The organism is Agromyces fucosus (assembly GCF_004134865.1).
GTDB classification, from domain to species: domain Bacteria; phylum Actinomycetota; class Actinomycetes; order Actinomycetales; family Microbacteriaceae; genus Agromyces; species Agromyces fucosus.
The window spans coordinates 585,266-602,863 of sequence record NZ_SDPO01000002.1 but is presented as its reverse complement, the minus strand read 5'-3'; the positions used below and the strand labels follow the sequence as shown (position 1 = coordinate 602,863).

Below are 17,598 nucleotides of genomic sequence, written 5' to 3'. Positions count from 1 at the left end.
CCAGGCGACGCGTTCAGAGTCCGTCCTGGTCGTGCCAGTGCTCCTGCCAGCGCCAGTCGATCGGCTCGGTGGCCCGCTGGTAGCGGATGTCGGTCGAGAGCCGCATCCGGCCGCCGGCATCCACGTTGTCGAGGCCCGCGTGCACGATGTGCGCCGAGTGCACCATGACGTCGCCGGCCGTATAGTCGGTGACGAGCCATCGCGAGTCGTACTCGTCGGCGAGGCCGGGCAGGTCGGCCGTCATCGACGCGGCCGGGCGGCGCAGCGTGCCGGCGGCCTCCTGCGCCATCACCCGGTGGTGGCTGCCTTCGAGGTAGGCGAGGCCGCCGCGCTCGAGGGGGATGTCGCCGAGCGGGATCCACATCGACAGCACCCGGTCGCTGCCCTCCCGCAGGTAGACGAGGTCGTAGTGCGCCTGCGTCGCGGTTCCGATGCCTCGCTCGCCTGGCTTCGTGTGCCTGATGATCTTGCGCTTGTGCAGGTGCACCTCGTCTTCGAGGAGCCAGGCGAACCAGTCGGCGACGCGAGGCGCGGCGCAGAGCGCCTGGTACTCGGCGCCGGGCACCACGTCGTCGAAGAGGATGCGGCGGTAGGAGCCGCGGTCGAGGTCGCCGTCGGCCGCGATGCCCTCGACCGGGTCGCTGCCCTCGGCGACGAGTCCGGTCGGGGTGAGCGACTGGAAGTAGTAGCGGCGGAAGTCGAGCACCTCTGCCGGGTCGAGATGGCCGGTCAGGTACAGGTAGCCGTCGCGACGCAGTCGAGCCCAGAGCGCGTCGCGGTCGTCCCGTTCCTCCATGGGCGTCGGCTCGAGCCGTGCCAGGCGGGAGGGGGAGTCGTCGAGCACGTAGCCGTTCGAGGTGAGCATGGAATCATCCTCGGCGAGTCGATTCCGGACCTCCATGGATCCGGTGGAAAGAGCCCTTGGACTATCGTGGCGACATGGTGACGAGCTGGGCGCGATACGCCGCCCCGACGCCGCTGCTGCGAGACCACGGCCTCGACTGCCTCGGCGCCGGCGAGCAGTCCGACGCGCGAACGGGGTTCTCGGGCCGCCGTCTCGACAGCCACGCCCTCGTGTTCGTCAGCAGCGGTGACGGCGAGTACCACGATCACCGGGTCGGCCGCGTCGCGGTGCGCGGACCCGCCGTCATCCGCGTGCCGCCCGGTCGGTTGCACGGCTACGGCCCCGCCCGAGACGGCTGGACCGAGCACTGGCTGCTGTTCGACGGGGTCACGGTGCGCGCGCTCGTGGAGCTCGGGGCGTTCGACGCCCGGCGCCCCGTGGCGCCGCTGCGACGCATGCCCGAACGCGTGCCCGAGCTCTTCGCCGAGCTGAACGCCGTGCTCGAGTCGCCTCGCGGCTCGGCGCGCGCCACCGCGTCGGCCCTCTGCCTGCAGCTCATCGGGCTGGCCGCCGACGCCGAGATCCAGGAGGAGGGAGCGGATCGCGCGGCCGACCGCGTGGTCGCCGCCCTGCGCGAGACCGCCGCCGATCACCTCGACGTCGCCGAGCGCGCCCGGCGCCTCGGCCTCTCGCCGGGCAGGCTCCGCGCGCTCGTGCAGGAGGCCACCGGACGCTCGCCGCACGAGTTCATCGTCACGACGCGCATCGAGCGCGCCCAGTTCCTGCTCGCGAGCACCGAGCTGCCGGTGAACGCCATCGGTGCCGCCGTGGGGTACGACGACCCGGCGTTCTTCTCGCGGCTGTTCGCGCGCAAGGCGGGGGCTCCGCCCACGGAGTTCCGCGCCCAGCACGCGAGGCGCCCGCCCGACCGCTGATGCCGATGAGGGGCCGGGCGCGTCACAACCGCCCGATGCCGGTTCCGATGATGAACACGCCGACCATCAGCAGGATGAGCGACGTCACCACGCGGCTGTTGCGGGTCAGCCATTCCTTCATCCGCAGCAGCTTCGGCTGCATGCCCTTCGCATCGATGAGCGTCGCGACGACGGGCACCGCCACGGTCGACGCGCCGATGATCGTGTAGACGGCGATCACGATCGCCGCGTCGGATCCCGAGAGCCCCGCGCCGCGCACGGCCAGGCCGGCTGCGATGGCCAGCAGGATCTCCTTGGGGCGGATGTTCAGGGCCACCCCGAGCCCGAAGGCGCTCCACGGGCCGATCGACTCCACCTTGCCGAGCCACGCCGGCATGCCCTCGACGGGATTCCGGCGGGCACGACGCCAGGAGACGATCGCGATGACGATGAGTCCTGCGCCGACGATCATCTCGCCCACGCCGACCGCCACGTCGGGCTGTCGCGCCGACCGGGGCGTCGGGACGGCTTGCGTCGAGAGGGTGCAGATGACGACCAGCAGCACCATGCCGAGCACCCAGCCGACGAGGAACGGGGCGGCCGACTCGCGCTTCGGCGAGAGCAGGATCACGATCGTCGCCATGATCGGCACCGAACTGATCGCGACCGCGAGCGCGATCGGAAGGATGTGCCCTATCGCCTGCAGCATTCCGCTGCACCCCCTGCCTGGTGGCAACCCGCGGCGCTCGCAGCGTCGCTGAGCACACGATATCGGAGCCGAGCGGCCGGCGCCCGGAGATCGGCGCGCGCCGTCAGGCGGCGAACGCGTAGGCGTCGACGGCGGATCCCGCTGCAGCCAGCACGCCGGACGTCGGCCGATCGTGGTCGGCATCGCGATGGCACGCGCATCGCACCGGCATCCGGCCGCCGTCGACCGAGGTCACGAACTCGACGTGCTCGACGTGACCCTGCTGCTTGCGCCTGCCCCACATGTCCGACCCCCTTCACCTGAGAGATGCAGGGGGCGCCGATTCATGACGCGGGATCGACCTGAATCGGCTCGGCAGTGCTTCCGGATGCCGCGCTCGAACGCCGTGCAACGGCACGGAGCCGCAGCGCGAACGCCCCGCCGAGCACGAGGAACGCGGCGGCCGCGAGGAGCGCCCAGCGCGAGGCATCCGCCATGCCCTCGGCGAGCGCGTCGGCGACCGCCGGCCCGGCCGAACCGAGCTCGCCGTCCTCGCCCTCGGCCCGTACCTGAGGGATGGTTCCGCCGGCCGACTGCTCGGTGGCGGAGACGATCTGCTCGGATGCCGCGGCGGGCATGCCCTCAACGGTATCGACCTGCGCCGGCAGAGCGACGGCGAGTCCAGCGGCGAGCACGGCGCCGATGATGGCAGTGCCGAGCGCGGAGCCGACCTGACGCCCGGTGCTCTGGGTCGCGGAGCCCTGGCCCGACTCCTCGGGCGGGATGTCGGCGAGCACGGTGCCCGTGAGCTGCGCCGAGGCGAGGCCGAGTCCGAGTCCGTAGAGGGCCAGCACGCCGGCCAGGAGCCACGCGTTGATCTCCGACGAGAGCAGCACCGCGGCGAGCACGGCGCCGACGACCTCGAGCGCGAGGCCGATCACGACGACCGTGGGGGCGCCGAACCGCTCGGCGACGTGGCGGGCCATGGCTCCCGAGACGAACGCGCCGAGACCCATGGCCGCGAGCACGAACCCGGCCGCGAGCGTCGAGAGGCCGAGCGCGTTCACGATGAAGAGGGGGAGGACGAACAGGATGCCGAACTCGCCGATCGCGACGCACATCGCGACGAGGTTGCCCCACGTGAAGGTGGGCACGGAGAAGAGGTGCACGTCGAGGATCGCGGAGCGGCCGTTCCGTGCGCGATGCCGCTCCCAGAGGAAGAAGAGCACGAGGGCGACGATGCCGATCGCGATCGCCACCGGCACGGGGGAGATCGGCCACGACGTCGGCCAGGTCCAGCCGAACAGCTCGAACGGCTGCTTCGGCGCCCACCAGCCGAGGGAGCCGCCCTCGATGAGGCCGAACACGAGCGCGCCGAAGCCGATCGCCGACAGGAGCAGGCCGTCGACGTCGAGCCCCTTCGCCGTGATGACCGCCCGAGTCTCGGGCACCGTGAGGAACGCGCCGACGAGGATGATCGCGCCGAACGGCAGGTTGACGAGGAAGATCCACTCCCACCCGAACGACTGGGTCAGCCAGCCGCCGAGCAGGGGCCCGAGCGCGGCGACGCCCGAGATCGCGGCACCCCAGACGCCGAATGCCACTGCTCGGTCGCGGCCGCGGAACGTGGCGTTGACCGTCGACAACGTCGTCGGGAGGATGAATGCGCCGCCGATGCCCTGCACGAGCCTGGCGAGGATGAGCGAGGTGCCGCCGGTGGCGAGCGCCGCGAGGACGCTGCCGGCCAGGAAGACGAGGATGCCCGCCACCATCGCGCGGCGCCGGCCGAGTCGATCGCCGAGGCGCCCGGCGGTGAGCAGCAGCGCGGCGAAGACCACCGAGTAGATGCCGTTGACCCACTGGGCCTCGCTGAAGTCGAGCTGCAGGTCGGTGATGATCGTCGGCAGCGCGATGCCCACGATCGTGCCGTCGAGCACGATCATCGAGAGTGCCGCGGCGAGCACGCCGAGGCCCACCCATCGCCGTGCGCCGGTGCTCTCGGGCGCCGTAGCAGTGCCGTCCATCGTCCATCCCCCCGGTCGGGTCGCCCCGTCGGTTCCCACCGTATGCTCGGCGGAACCGGTTGCCAATCCGACGTTCGATTGATCCGCCGCGACGGCGGAACTGCGTTCTCCCAGCTGGACGGACTACCCTGAAGCGTGACTGCTGACGAAGCTCCGGTCGAGGTGGAGGCTCCAGAAGAGCCCGCCGCGACGACATTCTCCGACCTCGGACTCGATGGCGCCGTCCTGAAAGCCCTCTCCGACGTCGGCTACGAGACCCCTTCCGCGATCCAGGCCGCGACGATCCCATCACTCCTCGCCGGACGCGACGTGGTGGGCCTGGCCCAGACCGGCACCGGCAAGACGGCCGCCTTCGCGCTGCCGATCCTCGCGCGCCTCGACCTCTCCCAGAAGACCCCGCAAGCCCTCGTGCTCGCTCCGACCCGTGAGCTCGCGCTGCAGGTCTGCGAGGCGTTCGAGAAGTACGCCTCGCACCTCAAGGGCGTGCACATCCTCCCCGTGTACGGCGGTCAGGGCTACGGCGTGCAGCTCTCGGCGCTCCGCCGCGGCGTGCACATCGTGGTGGGCACCCCGGGCCGCATCATGGACCACCTCGAGAAGCGCACCCTCGACCTCTCGGAGCTCAAGTACCTCGTGCTCGACGAGGCCGACGAGATGCTCAAGATGGGCTTCGCCGAAGACGTCGAGACGATCCTCGCCGACACTCCCGACACCAAGCAGGTCGCCCTGTTCTCGGCGACCATGCCCGCGGCGATCCGCCGCATGTCGAAGCAGTACCTGCACGACCCCGAAGAGATCACCGTCAAGACGAAGACCCAGACGTCGGCGAACATCAGCCAGCGCTACCTCATCGTCTCGTACCAGCAGAAGGTCGACGCCCTCACCCGCATCCTCGAGGTCGAGAACTTCGAGGGCATGATCGTCTTCGTGCGCACGAAGAGCGTCACCGAGGAGCTCGCCGAGAAGCTGCGCGCACGCGGATACTCCGCCGCCGCGATCAACGGCGACATCGCCCAGGTGCAGCGCGAGCGCACGGTCAACCAGTTGAAGTCGGGCAAGCTCGACATCCTGGTGGCCACGGATGTCGCGGCTCGCGGCCTCGACGTCGAGCGCATCAGCCACGTGGTGAACTTCGACATCCCCACCGACAGCGAGCCCTACGTGCACCGCATCGGTCGCACGGGCCGCGCCGGTCGCACGGGTGACGCGATCAGCTTCGTCACGCCGCGCGAGCGCAGCCTGCTCGCCCGCATCGAGAAGGCTACGCGCCAGCCGATCGTGCAGATGCAGCTGCCGAGCGTCGACGACGTCAACGTCACGCGTCTCGCCCGCTTCGACGACCGCATCACCGCGGCACTCGGCCAGAACGAGCGCATCGACGGCTTCCGCGACATCATCGCCCACTACGTGCGCAACCACGACGTGCCCGAAGCGGATGTCGCGGCGGCTCTCGCCGTGGTGGCGCAGGGCGAGGCCCCGCTGCTGCTCGAGCCCGAGGCTGCGCGCCGTGCCGAGCGCGAGTGGAGCGACCGTCCGCCCCGCGGCGACAAGCCCGAGCGCGGCGACCGGGGCAGCCGCGACCGCGGCGACCGCTTCGACCGCGGCGGCGACCGGGGCGACCGCCCCGAGCGGCGCCAGCGCCCGAGCAGCGGTCCCATGGCGACGTACCGCATCGCGGTGGGCAAGCGCCACAAGGTCGAGCCGCGCCAGATCGTCGGCGCGCTCGCGAACGAGGGCGGGCTCAGCCGGGAGGACTTCGGCTCGATCCAGATCCGTCCGGAGTTCTCGCTCGTCGAGCTGCCGGCGAACCTGCCCCGCGAGACCCTCGAACGACTCGACGGCACCCGCATCTCGGGCCGGCTCATCGAGCTGCGCCCCGATCGCGGCGGGCCCACGCGGCGGTCGAACGACCGCGACGGTGGCGGCGACGGCGACAAGTCGTTCCGGAAGCCGCGCCACAAGGGCTAGCGGCGGATGGCGCTGCCGGCGGGCGTCTCGCGAGGCATCCGGGTGCGAAGCGGGCTGGTCGCGGCGGTCAGCCTCGCGCTCGGCCTCGGGCTGCAGCTCCTCGAGCGCACGCCCGTCGTCGACGTGCTCGGCAGCGTCGTCTACATCGTGTTCATCGCGTCCGCGCTGCGCGCGATCTGGCCGTCGCTCGGTGCCGTGGCCTGCTCGGCGACGGCGTTCGGGTTCGCGACGCTCGTCGAGCTGTCGCAACTGACCGAGTTGCCGCAGCGCGTGGTCGACGCCTTCCCGCCGTCACGACTGCTGCTCGGCAGCGCGTTCGACCCGATCGACATGTTCGCCTACGCAGGAGGGGCCGTGCTCGCGTTCCTCGTGCACGTCGCGCTGGTCGGCAGGGCCCGCGTGGCCGCGCCGTCGGCCGTGGCCGGAGACTGACGCATCCCGCGACGTGCGCCGGTTGGGTACCCTCGATGACGGACGATGTCCTCGAACGAGACCGAGAGGCGGGTGACCATGTCCGAACATGATGAGCCCGACGACCCCTCGCGTCGACCTCGCGGTCGCCGTGCCGCGCCCCCGTCACGCCTCGGCGCGATGCTCGAACCGGCGCTGCCGTTCGCGGCGGCCTCCGTCGCGTGGCTCGCCCGCCATCGCCTCGGCGCGGTGATCGCCGTCACGGCCCTCGCCGTCGTCGGCATGGGCGCGTCGGGCATCGCCCTCATGCAGGCGCCCGCGGGCGGGCCGGGCAACGAGGCGTCGACGCCGCTCGAAGAGCCGCGACCGACGTCGACGACCCCCGCGGCGCCCAGCCACTACGGCCCGGTGCTGCCGACCCCTGCGCCTCCGCGACCGATCTCGACGCCCACGCCGACGCCGGTCCCCGACGACGTCGTCGAGCCGCCCCTCGACGGCGACGAGCCGGTGGAGCCGACGGCGGCACCCGACGCGCCCGACGACCACCCCGGTCAGGGCAGAGGGCCGAAGAAGCCCAAGTGACGTCGCGGTTCGTGATCCGCGTCAGAGCCACTTCCTGTACTTGAACACGGCGTAGAGGCCGACGCCGAACAGCACCATGGCGGCGAGCGCCGTCGGGTACCCGAAGTCCCAGTGGGTCTCGGGCATGTCGTCGAAGTTCATGCCGTAGACGGTGCCGATGAGGGTCGGCGCGAAGATGATCGCGGCCCACGACGAGATCTTCTTGATCTCCTCGTTCTGCTGCAGGCTCGTGTCGGTCTGCCGGCGTGCCACGAGCGCCGAGTGCACGGTGAGGGCGTTGTCGAGGATGGCGCGGAACGACGCGACGCGCTCGTTGATGCGGATGGCGTGGTCGAGCACGTCGCGCAGCGACCGCTGCAGCTCGACGTCGACGCGGTACTTCTCCGAGCCCCGGCGCAACCACTCGAGCATCGGTGCGAGCGGCTGCACCGCGCGCTGGAAGTTGATCACCTCGCGCGAGAGCTCGTAGATGCGCCGGGAGAGGGCGTCGTCGTCGCTGTCGCCGAAGAGCTGGTCCTCGATCTCGTCGATGTCGTTCTCCAGGCCGGCGACGACCGGCTCGTACTCGTCGACGACCTCGTCGAGGATCGCGTAGAGCACCGCTTCGGGGCCCATGGCGAGCAGCGCGGGGCTCGACTCCATGCGCCTCCGCACGGCCGCGAGGTCGGGCGACTCCGCGTGGCGGATGGTGACGACGAAGTCGGGGCCGACGAAGAGGTGGAGCTCGCCGAACTCGACCGTCTCGAGCTCGTCGCGGTAGCGGGCCGGCCGCAGCACGGCGAAGAGCGTCTCGCCGTAGCGCTCGAGCTTCGATCGCTGGTGGCCGGTCAATGCATCTTCGACCGCGAGCGGGTGCAGGTCGAACTCGCGCGCGACCGAGGCGACCTCGCGGGGACTCGGCCGGTACAGCCCGATCCAGGCGAGGCCGTCATGGTCGTCCATGAGGCGGTAGGTGTCGTCGAGGTTCGTGGGCGTCTCGACGCGACGTCCGTCGACGTAGACGCCGTTGTCGACCAGAGGTGACATGAGCGATCCGTTCTCGCAGGGCGCGCGACAGCGCGCCGGTCTTCGGCAGGTGAGCGGATGTCGCCGCAGACCGCGCGCGGATCGGAACGCGTTCGCGCCGGCGGAGCGAAGCTCAGCGAAGGCGGGAACGGGAATGCGACGCAGCGGGGCCGGCGGCGTCGGTACTATGATCGGCCATCGCCCTCACCGCCCTTCGCATTCAGGGGCTGCTCGATGGCGGCCCGACGGCAGAGTCTAGCCGACGCGCCCGGGAGCCCGGAACACCCGGTCGGCGCCCACGACGAGGCGAGCGCCGAACGCGCGCACGGGCCGCGGCAGGGGGAGTTTCGCGGCGATCGAGCGGATCGCGCGGAATCGCCCGGAGCCGTGCGCGGCACGACGCATGGCCGCCTGGCTGAACGCCTGTGCCCAGAGTTGCGTGACCCGTGCCTCGTCGAACCGCGTGGCGGTGCGCATGGCGTGGGCCCGCATGCGGGCGACGCGGCGCGGAGACATCCGCTGCAGTCTGACGATCGCGCCGGCGAGTGCTTCGACGTCGCCGGCCGGCACGAGGAAGCCGTTGCGGCCGTCTCGGATGAGGTCGGCGGGGCCGTAGGGGATGTCGTAGGCGATCGGCAGGCAACCGGCGGCCATCGCCTCGACGAGCACGAGCGGGAAGCCCTCGGAGTGCGAGGTCAGCAGCAGGAACGAGGCGCCGGGAAGCCGGCTTCGCGCGTCGGGCTGGAATCCGTGCAGTCGTACCGCGGCCCGATCGGTGATGCGTCGTTCGAGCGCGGTGCGACTCTCGCCGTCGCCGTAGACGTCGAGGTGCACGGGCGGATCGGCGCGACTGCCCGCGCCGAGGGCGGCGTTCGCGCGCTGCACGGCCTCGATGGCATGCGAGACCCGCTTCCGGCGGGTCAGCGCGGCGAGCACGACGCCTCGGCCGGGATCGCGCGGCTCGTCCATCGACGTCGCCCGAGACGGCAGCGGCCGGGAGTTCGGAATCACCGTGAGGTGGTCGTGGTGGCCCACGATGCGCTCGACGTCATCGCGCTGCCGCCGTGAGAGCAGCACCACGAGGTCGAAGCCGTCGAGCTGCTCGAACACCTCGCGCCGCGACCGGCGGATCGGGTGCGGCTCGGAGTCCGCGGAGCGATGCGAGGCGTGCACGACGTGCGCGGTCACGACATGCGGTCGACGGTAGCCGATCAGCAACGGCGCCACGGTCTTGCTGTCGATGATCAGGTGGCTCGGGCGGCCCTCGGTCAGCGCGTCGAGCCAGGCCCGGTACAGCGGGCGGATGCCTCGCCACGATCGCACCGGGCGGCCGTCGGCATCGCACAGCACGACCGAGCGGCCGCCGATCACGCCGGGCAGCCGGGTGTCGCGCCGATCGCTGAGGAGCAGCGTGCCGTCGGCACGGTAGTGGTCGACCTGGAGCGTGCGGCCGTCGGCGTCGACTCGGCTGCGACTCATGACCACGTCACCGCGCAGCCGGGTCTCGAGCGCGCCGGTGCCGTCGCCGGCATCGTCGCTCGCGCGGAGCGGAGTGAACACGTCGCGCTCGAGCCGCAGCGTGCCCCCGGGCAGCGGATGCGTCCGAAGCCAGTCGTAGAGGTTCGTGATGCGCACCCCGTCGACGAGCACCCCGCGCCGTCGCAGCTCGAGCTCGATCTCAGGGGTGTCGGGGCGCGCGTCGAACGTCAGCACGTCGACCGTCGCGCCCCCGATCCGGTGGAACGCCGCTGAGCGTCGCAGCAGCGCATCCGTCATGCCCCCGAAGGTGTCGGGAATCGACCAGGTGAGCGCGAAGTGGCGCCCCTCGGGCATCCGCACGCCGGTCACCGCGCACCCTCGAGCCGTGCGAGCCGAACAGACATCCGTCAAGCCTAGCCGGGGCGTCTCGGAGGCCGCAGCACTTCAGCCGGTGACTCCCTCGAGGAAGTCGAGGGTCTCGACGAGTGCCGCCTGCGCCTCGTCGAAGTCAAGGTGGAACTGGTATTCGTGCGGCAGGGCGGGCTCGTGGTCGGCGGGCCAGAACAGCGAGGTGACGTCGACGCCGAGGTCATCGAGCCGCGCCTCCATCGGCAGCGACTGGATCCAGGTGAGCGCGTCGCCGTTGCCGCCCGAGATGTAGGTGGCCGGGAAATCGGACGTCACGAAGTCGATCGTCGACATGGTCGCGCCCGACGACTGCTGCGACCAGTCCTGACTGCCCGTGTAGCCCCACAGTGCGATCTTGAACCCCCACGCGCCGATGCCGGTCAGCTCCGACATCGCCGCGAGGTCGTAGACGCCGCAGTTCAGCACGACCCCCACGACCTGGTCGGCGTCGAGTGCCGGATCGATGCCCATGAGCCGGGCGTAGTCGGGGTTGGTGGACAGCGTCGCCATCTGGCTCGCGAGCTGGGCGCCGGCGGAGTCGCCCGCGATCACGATGCGGTCGGGATCGATGCGGTACTCCTCGGCGTCCGCCTCGAGCGTCGTCAGCGCGTCGTTCAGCTCGTGCACGGCCGTCGGATAGGTGCCCTCGGGACCGAGCGTGTAGTTCAGCCCCACCGTCGTGTAGCCCTCGGCGGCGAGGATGCGCAGGTAGGGGTCGACGTTCGCCGAGTCGCCCGAGATCCACGCGCCGCCGTGCACCCACACGATCGTGGGCAGCGGGTCGTCGCCGCCGTCGTCGGGCGAGAACACGTCGAAGGTCATGGCGGCGTCGTCATCGGCGTCGCCGCCGACCGGCACCGCGAGGTGCTCGGTGAGCGGTGCATCGGTCACGTACCGGTCCATCTCGGCGGCGGTGTCGTCGCCGCCCTTCTCGAAGACGGCGCGGATCGCCATCGCCGAGGGCCACGGCGTGAGCGTCACCACCCACGTGACCAGGAACCCGGCGACGGCGATCACCGCCACCGTTCCGATGAAGCGGCGCTGGCGCCGGCTCAGCCACAGCTCGTTGCCCCACGACGGCAGCGCATCATCACGCGTGTTCTTCGACGACACTCGTTCCCCCTCGACCTCGTTCCCGGTCATCCTGTCGGAGTTCGCGTCGTGAGACGGCTTGACGCACCGCTGGCCCGCGGCTCCGGCACCGCTCCGACCCGGCTTCGACACAGGCCGCGTTCATGCGCCGTTCAGACGGGCATGGTCGGCTAGTGTCCATGCCAGACGCCCGAGGTTGCGCGTCTCCACCGATCGATGGGACCAATCGTGACGAGCCGTACGGCCGAGTACCCCCGGCCGGACCACTTCCTCCTCCACATCAGCGACACGCACGTGCTCGCCGGCGGCGGCAAGCTCTACGACCGGGTCGAGAGCGAGCGGCACCTGCAGACCCTCTTCGAGGAGTTCGAGGCATCCGGCGGCAGGCCCGAGGCGATCGTCTTCACGGGTGACCTGGCCGACAAGGGCGAGCCCGACGCGTACGACCGCATCCGCGGCATCGTCGACCCCGTCGCCGAACGACTCGGCGCCCAGGTGATCTGGGTCATGGGCAACCACGACGAGCGGGGCGCGTTCCGGCGCGGGCTCCTCGGCGAGCGGGGCGTGAGCGCCGAAGGCGGGGTGCGCCCGGTCGACCGGGTCGACGACGTCGGCGGGCTCCGCGTCATCACGCTCGACTCCACCGTGCCCGGCCACCATCACGGCGAGATCGCGCCCGAACAGCTCGACTGGCTCGCGGAGGAGCTCTCGATGCCGGCGCCGCACGGCACGATCCTCGCCATGCACCACCCGCCGGTGCCGAGCGTGCTCGACCTCGCGGCCGCCGTCGAACTGCGCGATCAGGGCGGCCTCGCCGAGGTGGTCGAGGGCAGCGACATCCGCTCGATCATCGCCGGACACCTGCACTACTCGTCGACCGCGACGTTCGCGGGCGTGCCGGTCTCGGTGGCCTCGGCAAGTTGCTACACGCAGGACCTGAACGTGCCAGTGGGCGGCACCCGAGGCCGCGACGGCGCGCGCGCCTTCAACCTCGTGCACGTCTACCCGAACACGGTGCTGCATTCCGTCGTGCCGCTCGGGTCCTACGCCGCGCTCGACTGGATCGACGCGGAGGAGAGCTCGCGGCGGCTCGCGGCATCGGGCATCGGCATCGCGGATGCCGCGACCCCGCCGGTGCCGAAGGATCCGCCGTTCACCATGCCGATCCCCGTGCTCGCGGGCTGACGCCGTTGCGCTCGCCGAGGCCGTCACCTGATCAGCCTCGGCGGTTCGCCCGCGCGCCCTTCCTCGCGGTTCGAGCGAACTGCCATACTCAGACCACTTCTCCCGACCGCAGCGGCCTTCCACGCGCGCGAGGCGAGCAGACGACCTGGGGAGGTGGCGTATGAGCACGGAGCTCGCCGCGATCATCGGAGTGGTGCTGGTTCTCGCGGATTGGACGATCCGCATCGCGGCGCTGATCATCGTGCCGCGCGATCGCAAGCCCACCGCGGCCATGGCGTGGTTGCTCGCGATCTTCCTCATCCCCTTCGTCGGCATCCTCTTCTTCCTGCTGATCGGCAGCGTGAAGCTGCCGAAGAAGCGGCGCGAGAAGCAGCTCGAGATCAACCGGATGATCGCCGACCGTGCCGAGCATGTCGAACTCGCGCCCGATCGTGACACGTGGCCCGACTGGTTCGCGGCGATCGCCCGGCAGAACCGGCTGCTCGGAGCACTGCCCGCGATGGGAGGCAACACGGCGACCCTCATCGGCGACTACAACGGGTCGATCGACGCCATGGCCGCCGAGATCGACACGGCCGCGCGATTCGTCCACGTCGAATTCTTCATCGTCTCGTTCGACGAGACCACGAAGGGGTTCTTCGCCGCGATGGAGCGCGCCGTCCAGCGGGGCGTGACCGTTCGCGTGCTCCTCGACCACATCGCCTCGGGCAAGGCAGCCGGGGCCAAGGAGACCTACGCGGAGCTCGACCGGATCGGCGCGAAGTGGAGCTTCATGCTGCCGGTGCGCCCGCTGAAGGGCCAGTACCAGCGTCCCGACCTGCGCAACCACCGAAAGCTCGTCGTCGTCGACGGGCTGGTCGGATTCATGGGCTCGCAGAACCTCATCGACCGCAGCTACAACTCGAAGAAGAACATCAAGCGCGGCCTGCAGTGGCAGGAGCTCGTCACGCGGGTCACCGGCCCGATCGTCACGGGCGTCAACACCGTGTTCCTCTCCGACTGGTACCTCGAGACCGACGAGCTGCTCACCGAGGAGGAGAACGTGCCCGCCGTCGCGGTGCCCGCCCACCACTCGCCCGACGCGCTCGTCTGCCAGGTCGTGCCGAGCGGTCCCGGCTACGACGCCGAGAACAACCTGCGGCTCTTCCTCGCGCTCATCAACTCGGCGCAGAAGCGGGCCATCATCACGAGCCCGTACTTCGTGCCCGACGAGGCGATGCTCTACGCGATCACCTCGGCGTGCTACCGCGGACTCGACGTGCAGCTCTTCGTCTCGGAGATCGGCGACCAGGGTTCGGTCTGGCACGCGCAGCGGTCGTACTACCGCGACCTGCTCGAGGCCGGCGTGAAGATCTGGCTCTACCCCGCCCCGTACATCCTGCACGCGAAGCACCTGTCCATCGACGACGACGTCGCCGTCATCGGCTCGAGCAACATGGACATCCGCTCGTTCAGCCTGAACTCCGAGATGATGCTGCTCGTGCGCGGCGCGTCGTTCGTCGAGCAGATGCGAGCCGTCGAGCAGGGCTATCGCGACGCCGGTCGCCAGCTCACGCTCGAGGAGTGGAACCGCGAGCCCACGTCGGCGACGTTCCTCGACGGCGTGGCGCGACTCACCTCCGCGCTGCAGTAGGCGCAGCGACCCGCGTCAGGCGGAGCGGCCGGGGGCAGCGGATGTCGCGGCGCCCGCCTGCGCCGAGGCATCCGTCGCTTCCTTCTCCCACGGAGCCGGGAACGGGAAGTAGCGCTCGAGGAAGTCGATCACGGCCGCCGTGCGCTCCTCGACCGAGATCTCGGGGAAGCTGCCGTCGTTCAGGCAGAACATGTCGTGGTCGCGATGCTTCAGGAGCTCCTTCATCGCGGGCAGCGCCTGGCGCAGCGTCGTCTCGACGTACTTGACGCGGGCATCGGTCTGCACGACGGCGTGCCCGGCGAGCAGCGAGTAGTAGTGGTACAGCGAGTTCGTCACCGAGATGTCGGTCGCCGAGCGGAAGCGGCTCGCCGCGGTGCGGCGGAACTCCTCGGGGAAGGCGGCCTCCAACTCGGCCATGACGCTCTTGCGCAGCGGCGCGGCGCAGTGCTCGAGGTGCCGGGTCGTGACTTTGCCGAACCGTTCGCGGAGGAGGGCCCGGTTGACCCGGGCGGCGTTCTCGAACCCGCTGCGGCCCGGGTGCGTCGAACCGAGCCCGATACGGGTCGCCGCCTCGACGAACTTCGTGATGCCGCCGGGGGAGAAGAACAGCGACGGGCTCAGCGGGCGACCGAAGAACATGTCGTCGTTCGAGTAGAGGAAGTGCTCGGCGAGCCCCTCGATGCGGTGCAGCTGGCTCTCGACGGCGTGCGAGTTGTGCGTCGGGAGCACCGAGGTGTCGGCGAACATGGCCTCGCTCGGCACGATCGTGACCTTCGGGTGCTTCGCGAGCCAGGCCGGCGCACCCGAGTCGGTCGCGATGAAGATGCGGCGCACCCACGGCGCGAAGAGGTGCACCGAGCGCAGGGCGTACTTGAGCTCGTCGATCTGCCGGTAACGGGCCTCGGAGTCGTCGCCCTCGCCGACGACGTAGCTCTGCATGCGCTTCGCCCGCTCGCGGATGAACTCGTCGCTCGAGCCGTCGACCCAGGAGAAGACCATGTCGATCTCGAAGTCGACGTCGCTCGCGAGCGGTTCCCACATGTGCTCGAGGGTCGGCCAGTCGCGGCCGTGCAGGTGCACCACGTCGTCGGTCGTCTCGGAGCGCTGCAGCGTGCGGCGCATCAGCACGTTCTCGGCCGGAGCCTCGATCGTCTCGTCGCCGAAGCGCCAGAACTCGAGCTGCACGCCGGTCTCGCTGCCGTAGCGCAGGCGCCCGATGGGCTCGACGCGCGGACGGTAGACGCGAAGCAGCGTGGGCTTGCGCCCGGCGGAGAGGCGGCCGTCGGCCAGCAGCACGGGGTGCGTCTCGGCGGCGCGCTTCGGGGCGAGCGTGGCGGCGTAGAACGGCTCGTCGGCGAACGCCTCGGCGAAGGCGCTCGCGACGGCCTTGCGCATGGCGCGGTCGATCGCGATGATCGGGCGGTCGTCGTTGCCGCGCACGAGCAGGAACGGGATGTCGGCCTCGTCGAGCGCCGTGCCGAGCGCGAGCAGGTCCTCCACCATCGACTCCTGCGGCGTCATGTGCCCGTTGCGCAAGGCGTACTGGCCCTTGCGCAACACGAGATCGTCGCGATCGAAGCGGAGGGCACGACCGGCGGATGCCACGAGCACGAGTTCGGACGCATCGGAGAGCCGCATCGGCGGGGCGGGCGGCGCTTCCCTCCTCGCGAACGCGTGTCCGTCGTGCTGCTGCCGGTCAGGGGTTCGATCGCGGTCGGGTCTCGTCACGAAGCAGTGGCCTCCAGGGGGTGGGCGGGGCGCGAGTTGCGCGGTGTTCCGATTGTACGCAGCGCCCGGTGGGCGTTCGCCCGCGCGCTGCGCAGGATCGTGCGTCAGGAGCGCCAGACGGCGCGCAGCGCGTTCACGACATCGTCGAGTCCGCTCCCAGAGGCCTCGGCTTCGGCAGCGAGGTCGCGGATGCGCCGCACGATCGTTCCCGGGAGCACGGCCGCCGACTCCGCCACTCGCGTGCCGGCGGCGGTGCGGGTCACCACGAATCCGTCGTGCTCGAGCAATTTGTAGGCCTTCGCCGCGGTGCCGGCGGCGACGCCGAGGTCGGCAGCCGTCTGTCGTACGGTCGGCAGCCGTTCGCCCGCGCCGAGCTGGCCGGAGACGATCAGCCCCCGGAACTGGTGATAGATGTCCATCGCCGGGCCGCCGTCTGCTGCGGGACCAGGGGTACTCGGGGCATTCATCGGGCGCTCGCGGTCTCGTGAGTAGGCGAGGAGGGGCGGCTGATCGCGGCGGTTCCAGCGGGGCGCCGCCGCAATCTGCTCGCCACGAGCAGGAGCAGCACGAATGCGACGACCTCGACGGCGGGAGCGAGCCAGCCTCCGACGACCGCGAACTCGGCGTATCTCCAGGTGATGTCGAAGGAGCCGGAGACCCCCTCGATCTCGAGGCTCCCGATCGACCCGGACCGCGCGATGAAGCGCCACGCTCCGCCGAGTGCGAGCAGCATGCCCGCCGCCGCGACGGAGACCGTGCCGTTCGCCACCTCTGCGCGGGCGATCGTCTCGGCGGCGATCGTGTCGGGCCGGAGGAACGGCCGCGCCGCATTGCTCCGGAGTGTCAGCCAGGTCGCGAGCACGAGGGCTGCCGTGCAGACGAGCACGGGCACGCCGAACGCCCAGCCGTAGAACCACGGGCGCACATCGTCGATCGTCGCGTTCGGCGCGGTGAGCACGAGGTGGATCCACCGGCCGTCGGCGTCGGGCGACGACGCGAGCCCTGCGGCGATTGTCGTGGTGACGAGGGCCAGGAGCGCGAGGAGGGCGCCGGCGATGCCGGCACGGGGGCCGAACGTCGCCCACGTACGTCGCACGTTCGACGGCGCCGGTTGTTCCGGCGTCCGCTTCCTCGCGACGATGAGCACGAACGCCGCGGCGACGACGACCAGAGCCGCGAAGACCGGCGTCGCGTACTGCCACCACTCGACGACGTTTGCGAGGCGGAGCAAGTAGCCGCGCACGATGTTCTCGGTGGCGAACGCCGCGATGACGAGGATTGCGCCAACGGCCAGAGCAAGATGCTCGGGTCGATACCGCAGCGCCGTGGCGGGATCGGCCGAGCGCTCACGACGCCGATCGACACCCGACGCGCGACTGCGACGGATCACGAGCACGGCGGCGGCGATGACGGCCGCGACGACGAGGGAGAAGAGCGGAAGGTGCAGGAGCAGCCCGAAGAGTTCGCCAGCGGGGATCGGTGGGATCGTGATCTGCGGCATGTCGGTGCTCTCCCATCGGATTGTGTCGCCAAGTTAGCACAAGTTGTGTCATCACCGTGGTGCAAGTTTCCGGAGATGCCGGGGCTGATGGATGCCGCAGGGTGCGGCGGCGCTGATGTCGGCGGCGATCATCCGC

At 70.8% G+C, this 17,598-nt stretch carries 16 protein-coding genes; 6 read left to right on the top strand and 10 right to left on the bottom strand.

The features are described from left to right. Positions 1-13: 13 nt before the first annotated feature. A complete protein-coding gene (locus ESP57_RS08540; RefSeq protein ID WP_129231239.1) occupies positions 14-865 on the bottom strand; it encodes a phytanoyl-CoA dioxygenase family protein in 852 nt (283 codons plus the stop codon). A gap of 74 nt (positions 866-939) precedes the next feature. Here ESP57_RS08540 and ESP57_RS08535 point away from each other — a divergent pair, with 74 nt between their 5' ends. Then, entirely contained in the window at positions 940-1,779 is an 840-nt protein-coding gene (locus ESP57_RS08535) for a helix-turn-helix domain-containing protein (protein ID WP_129231238.1), read from the top strand. 22 nt (positions 1,780-1,801) lie between these two features. On the opposite strand, the gene ESP57_RS08530 is transcribed toward ESP57_RS08535, so the two are convergent. From ESP57_RS08530 to ESP57_RS08520, 3 genes are all read right to left on the bottom strand, one after another. After that, positions 1,802-2,467: a GAP family protein gene (locus ESP57_RS08530; RefSeq protein ID WP_165877420.1), complete on the bottom strand. Its 666-nt coding sequence runs from the start codon at positions 2,465-2,467 to the stop codon at positions 1,802-1,804. Between the two features lie 103 nt (positions 2,468-2,570). Beyond that, complete coding sequence (locus tag ESP57_RS08525; RefSeq protein ID WP_129231236.1) at positions 2,571-2,750, bottom strand: hypothetical protein; 180 nt, start codon at positions 2,748-2,750, stop codon at positions 2,571-2,573. A gap of 40 nt (positions 2,751-2,790) precedes the next feature. Continuing rightward, positions 2,791-4,470: a DHA2 family efflux MFS transporter permease subunit gene (locus tag ESP57_RS08520; protein ID WP_129231235.1), complete on the bottom strand. Its 1,680-nt coding sequence runs from the start codon at positions 4,468-4,470 to the stop codon at positions 2,791-2,793. A 135-nt stretch (positions 4,471-4,605) separates the two neighbouring features. On the opposite strand from ESP57_RS08520, the gene ESP57_RS08515 reads away from it, so the two are divergent. The 3 genes from ESP57_RS08515 (at position 4,606) to ESP57_RS08505 (ending at position 7,431) form a co-directional block, all read left to right on the top strand. Beyond that, complete coding sequence (locus tag ESP57_RS08515; protein ID WP_129231234.1) at positions 4,606-6,438, top strand: DEAD/DEAH box helicase; 1,833 nt, start codon at positions 4,606-4,608, stop codon at positions 6,436-6,438. Between the two features lie 6 nt (positions 6,439-6,444). Beyond that, on the top strand, positions 6,445-6,870 hold the full coding sequence (locus ESP57_RS08510; protein WP_129231233.1) for a ribosomal maturation YjgA family protein: 426 nt from the start codon (positions 6,445-6,447) through the stop codon (positions 6,868-6,870). A gap of 78 nt (positions 6,871-6,948) precedes the next feature. Then, a complete protein-coding gene (locus ESP57_RS08505; RefSeq protein WP_129231232.1) occupies positions 6,949-7,431 on the top strand; it encodes a hypothetical protein in 483 nt (160 codons plus the stop codon). Between the two features lie 21 nt (positions 7,432-7,452). On the opposite strand, the gene ESP57_RS08500 is transcribed toward ESP57_RS08505, so the two are convergent. From ESP57_RS08500 to ESP57_RS08490, 3 genes are all read right to left on the bottom strand, one after another. Next, on the bottom strand, positions 7,453-8,457 hold the full coding sequence (locus ESP57_RS08500) for a magnesium and cobalt transport protein CorA (RefSeq protein WP_129231231.1): 1,005 nt from the start codon (positions 8,455-8,457) through the stop codon (positions 7,453-7,455). A gap of 234 nt (positions 8,458-8,691) precedes the next feature. Beyond that, positions 8,692-10,284 (bottom strand): glycosyltransferase, encoded by a 1,593-nt coding sequence (locus tag ESP57_RS08495; RefSeq protein ID WP_129231230.1) that lies wholly within the window; start codon positions 10,282-10,284, stop codon positions 8,692-8,694. 75 nt (positions 10,285-10,359) lie between these two features. Continuing rightward, positions 10,360-11,436 carry an alpha/beta hydrolase gene (locus ESP57_RS08490; protein WP_243648461.1) on the bottom strand — a complete coding sequence of 359 codons (1,077 nt, stop codon included), beginning with the start codon at positions 11,434-11,436 and terminating at the stop codon, positions 10,360-10,362. 207 nt (positions 11,437-11,643) lie between these two features. On the opposite strand from ESP57_RS08490, the gene ESP57_RS08485 reads away from it, so the two are divergent. Beyond that, the gene (locus tag ESP57_RS08485) at positions 11,644-12,600 is read left to right on the top strand and encodes a phosphodiesterase (RefSeq protein WP_243648460.1); all 957 of its coding nucleotides are present in this window, start codon (positions 11,644-11,646) and stop codon (positions 12,598-12,600) included. 160 nt (positions 12,601-12,760) lie between these two features. Beyond that, entirely contained in the window at positions 12,761-14,233 is a 1,473-nt protein-coding gene (gene cls, locus ESP57_RS08480) for a cardiolipin synthase (RefSeq protein WP_129231227.1), read from the top strand. A gap of 15 nt (positions 14,234-14,248) precedes the next feature. Here the strand turns inward: cls and ESP57_RS08475 are convergent, their stop codons facing one another. The 3 genes from ESP57_RS08475 to ESP57_RS08465 form a co-directional block, all read right to left on the bottom strand. Further along, positions 14,249-15,871, bottom strand: a complete 1,623-nt coding sequence (locus ESP57_RS08475; RefSeq protein ID WP_115958891.1) for a stealth family protein — start codon at positions 15,869-15,871, stop codon at positions 14,249-14,251. A gap of 194 nt (positions 15,872-16,065) precedes the next feature. Continuing rightward, positions 16,066-16,380 (bottom strand): GntR family transcriptional regulator, encoded by a 315-nt coding sequence (locus ESP57_RS08470; protein WP_056005933.1) that lies wholly within the window; start codon positions 16,378-16,380, stop codon positions 16,066-16,068. A 44-nt stretch (positions 16,381-16,424) separates the two neighbouring features. Further along, on the bottom strand, positions 16,425-17,462 hold the full coding sequence (locus tag ESP57_RS08465) for a hypothetical protein (protein ID WP_129231225.1): 1,038 nt from the start codon (positions 17,460-17,462) through the stop codon (positions 16,425-16,427). Positions 17,463-17,598: the final 136 nt, after the last annotated feature.

Bases quoted from the DNA above. Each gene is read 5' to 3' on its own strand.
- ESP57_RS08540 (WP_129231239.1), bottom strand. From the start codon at position 865: ATGCTCACCTCGAACGGCTACGTGCTCGACGACTCCCCCTCCCGCCTG.
- ESP57_RS08535 (WP_129231238.1), top strand. From the start codon at position 940: ATGGTGACGAGCTGGGCGCGATACGCCGCCCCGACGCCGCTGCTGCGA.
- ESP57_RS08530 (WP_165877420.1), bottom strand. From the start codon at position 2,467: ATGCTGCAGGCGATAGGGCACATCCTTCCGATCGCGCTCGCGGTCGCG.
- ESP57_RS08525 (WP_129231236.1), bottom strand. From the start codon at position 2,750: ATGTGGGGCAGGCGCAAGCAGCAGGGTCACGTCGAGCACGTCGAGTTC.
- ESP57_RS08520 (WP_129231235.1), bottom strand. From the start codon at position 4,470: ATGGACGGCACTGCTACGGCGCCCGAGAGCACCGGCGCACGGCGATGG.
- ESP57_RS08510 (WP_129231233.1), top strand. From the start codon at position 6,445: ATGGCGCTGCCGGCGGGCGTCTCGCGAGGCATCCGGGTGCGAAGCGGG.
- ESP57_RS08505 (WP_129231232.1), top strand. From the start codon at position 6,949: ATGTCCGAACATGATGAGCCCGACGACCCCTCGCGTCGACCTCGCGGT.
- ESP57_RS08500 (WP_129231231.1), bottom strand. From the start codon at position 8,457: ATGTCACCTCTGGTCGACAACGGCGTCTACGTCGACGGACGTCGCGTC.
- cls (WP_129231227.1), top strand. From the start codon at position 12,761: ATGAGCACGGAGCTCGCCGCGATCATCGGAGTGGTGCTGGTTCTCGCG.
- ESP57_RS08475 (WP_115958891.1), bottom strand. From the start codon at position 15,871: ATGCGGCTCTCCGATGCGTCCGAACTCGTGCTCGTGGCATCCGCCGGT.
- ESP57_RS08470 (WP_056005933.1), bottom strand. From the start codon at position 16,380: ATGGACATCTATCACCAGTTCCGGGGGCTGATCGTCTCCGGCCAGCTC.
- ESP57_RS08465 (WP_129231225.1), bottom strand. From the start codon at position 17,462: ATGCCGCAGATCACGATCCCACCGATCCCCGCTGGCGAACTCTTCGGG.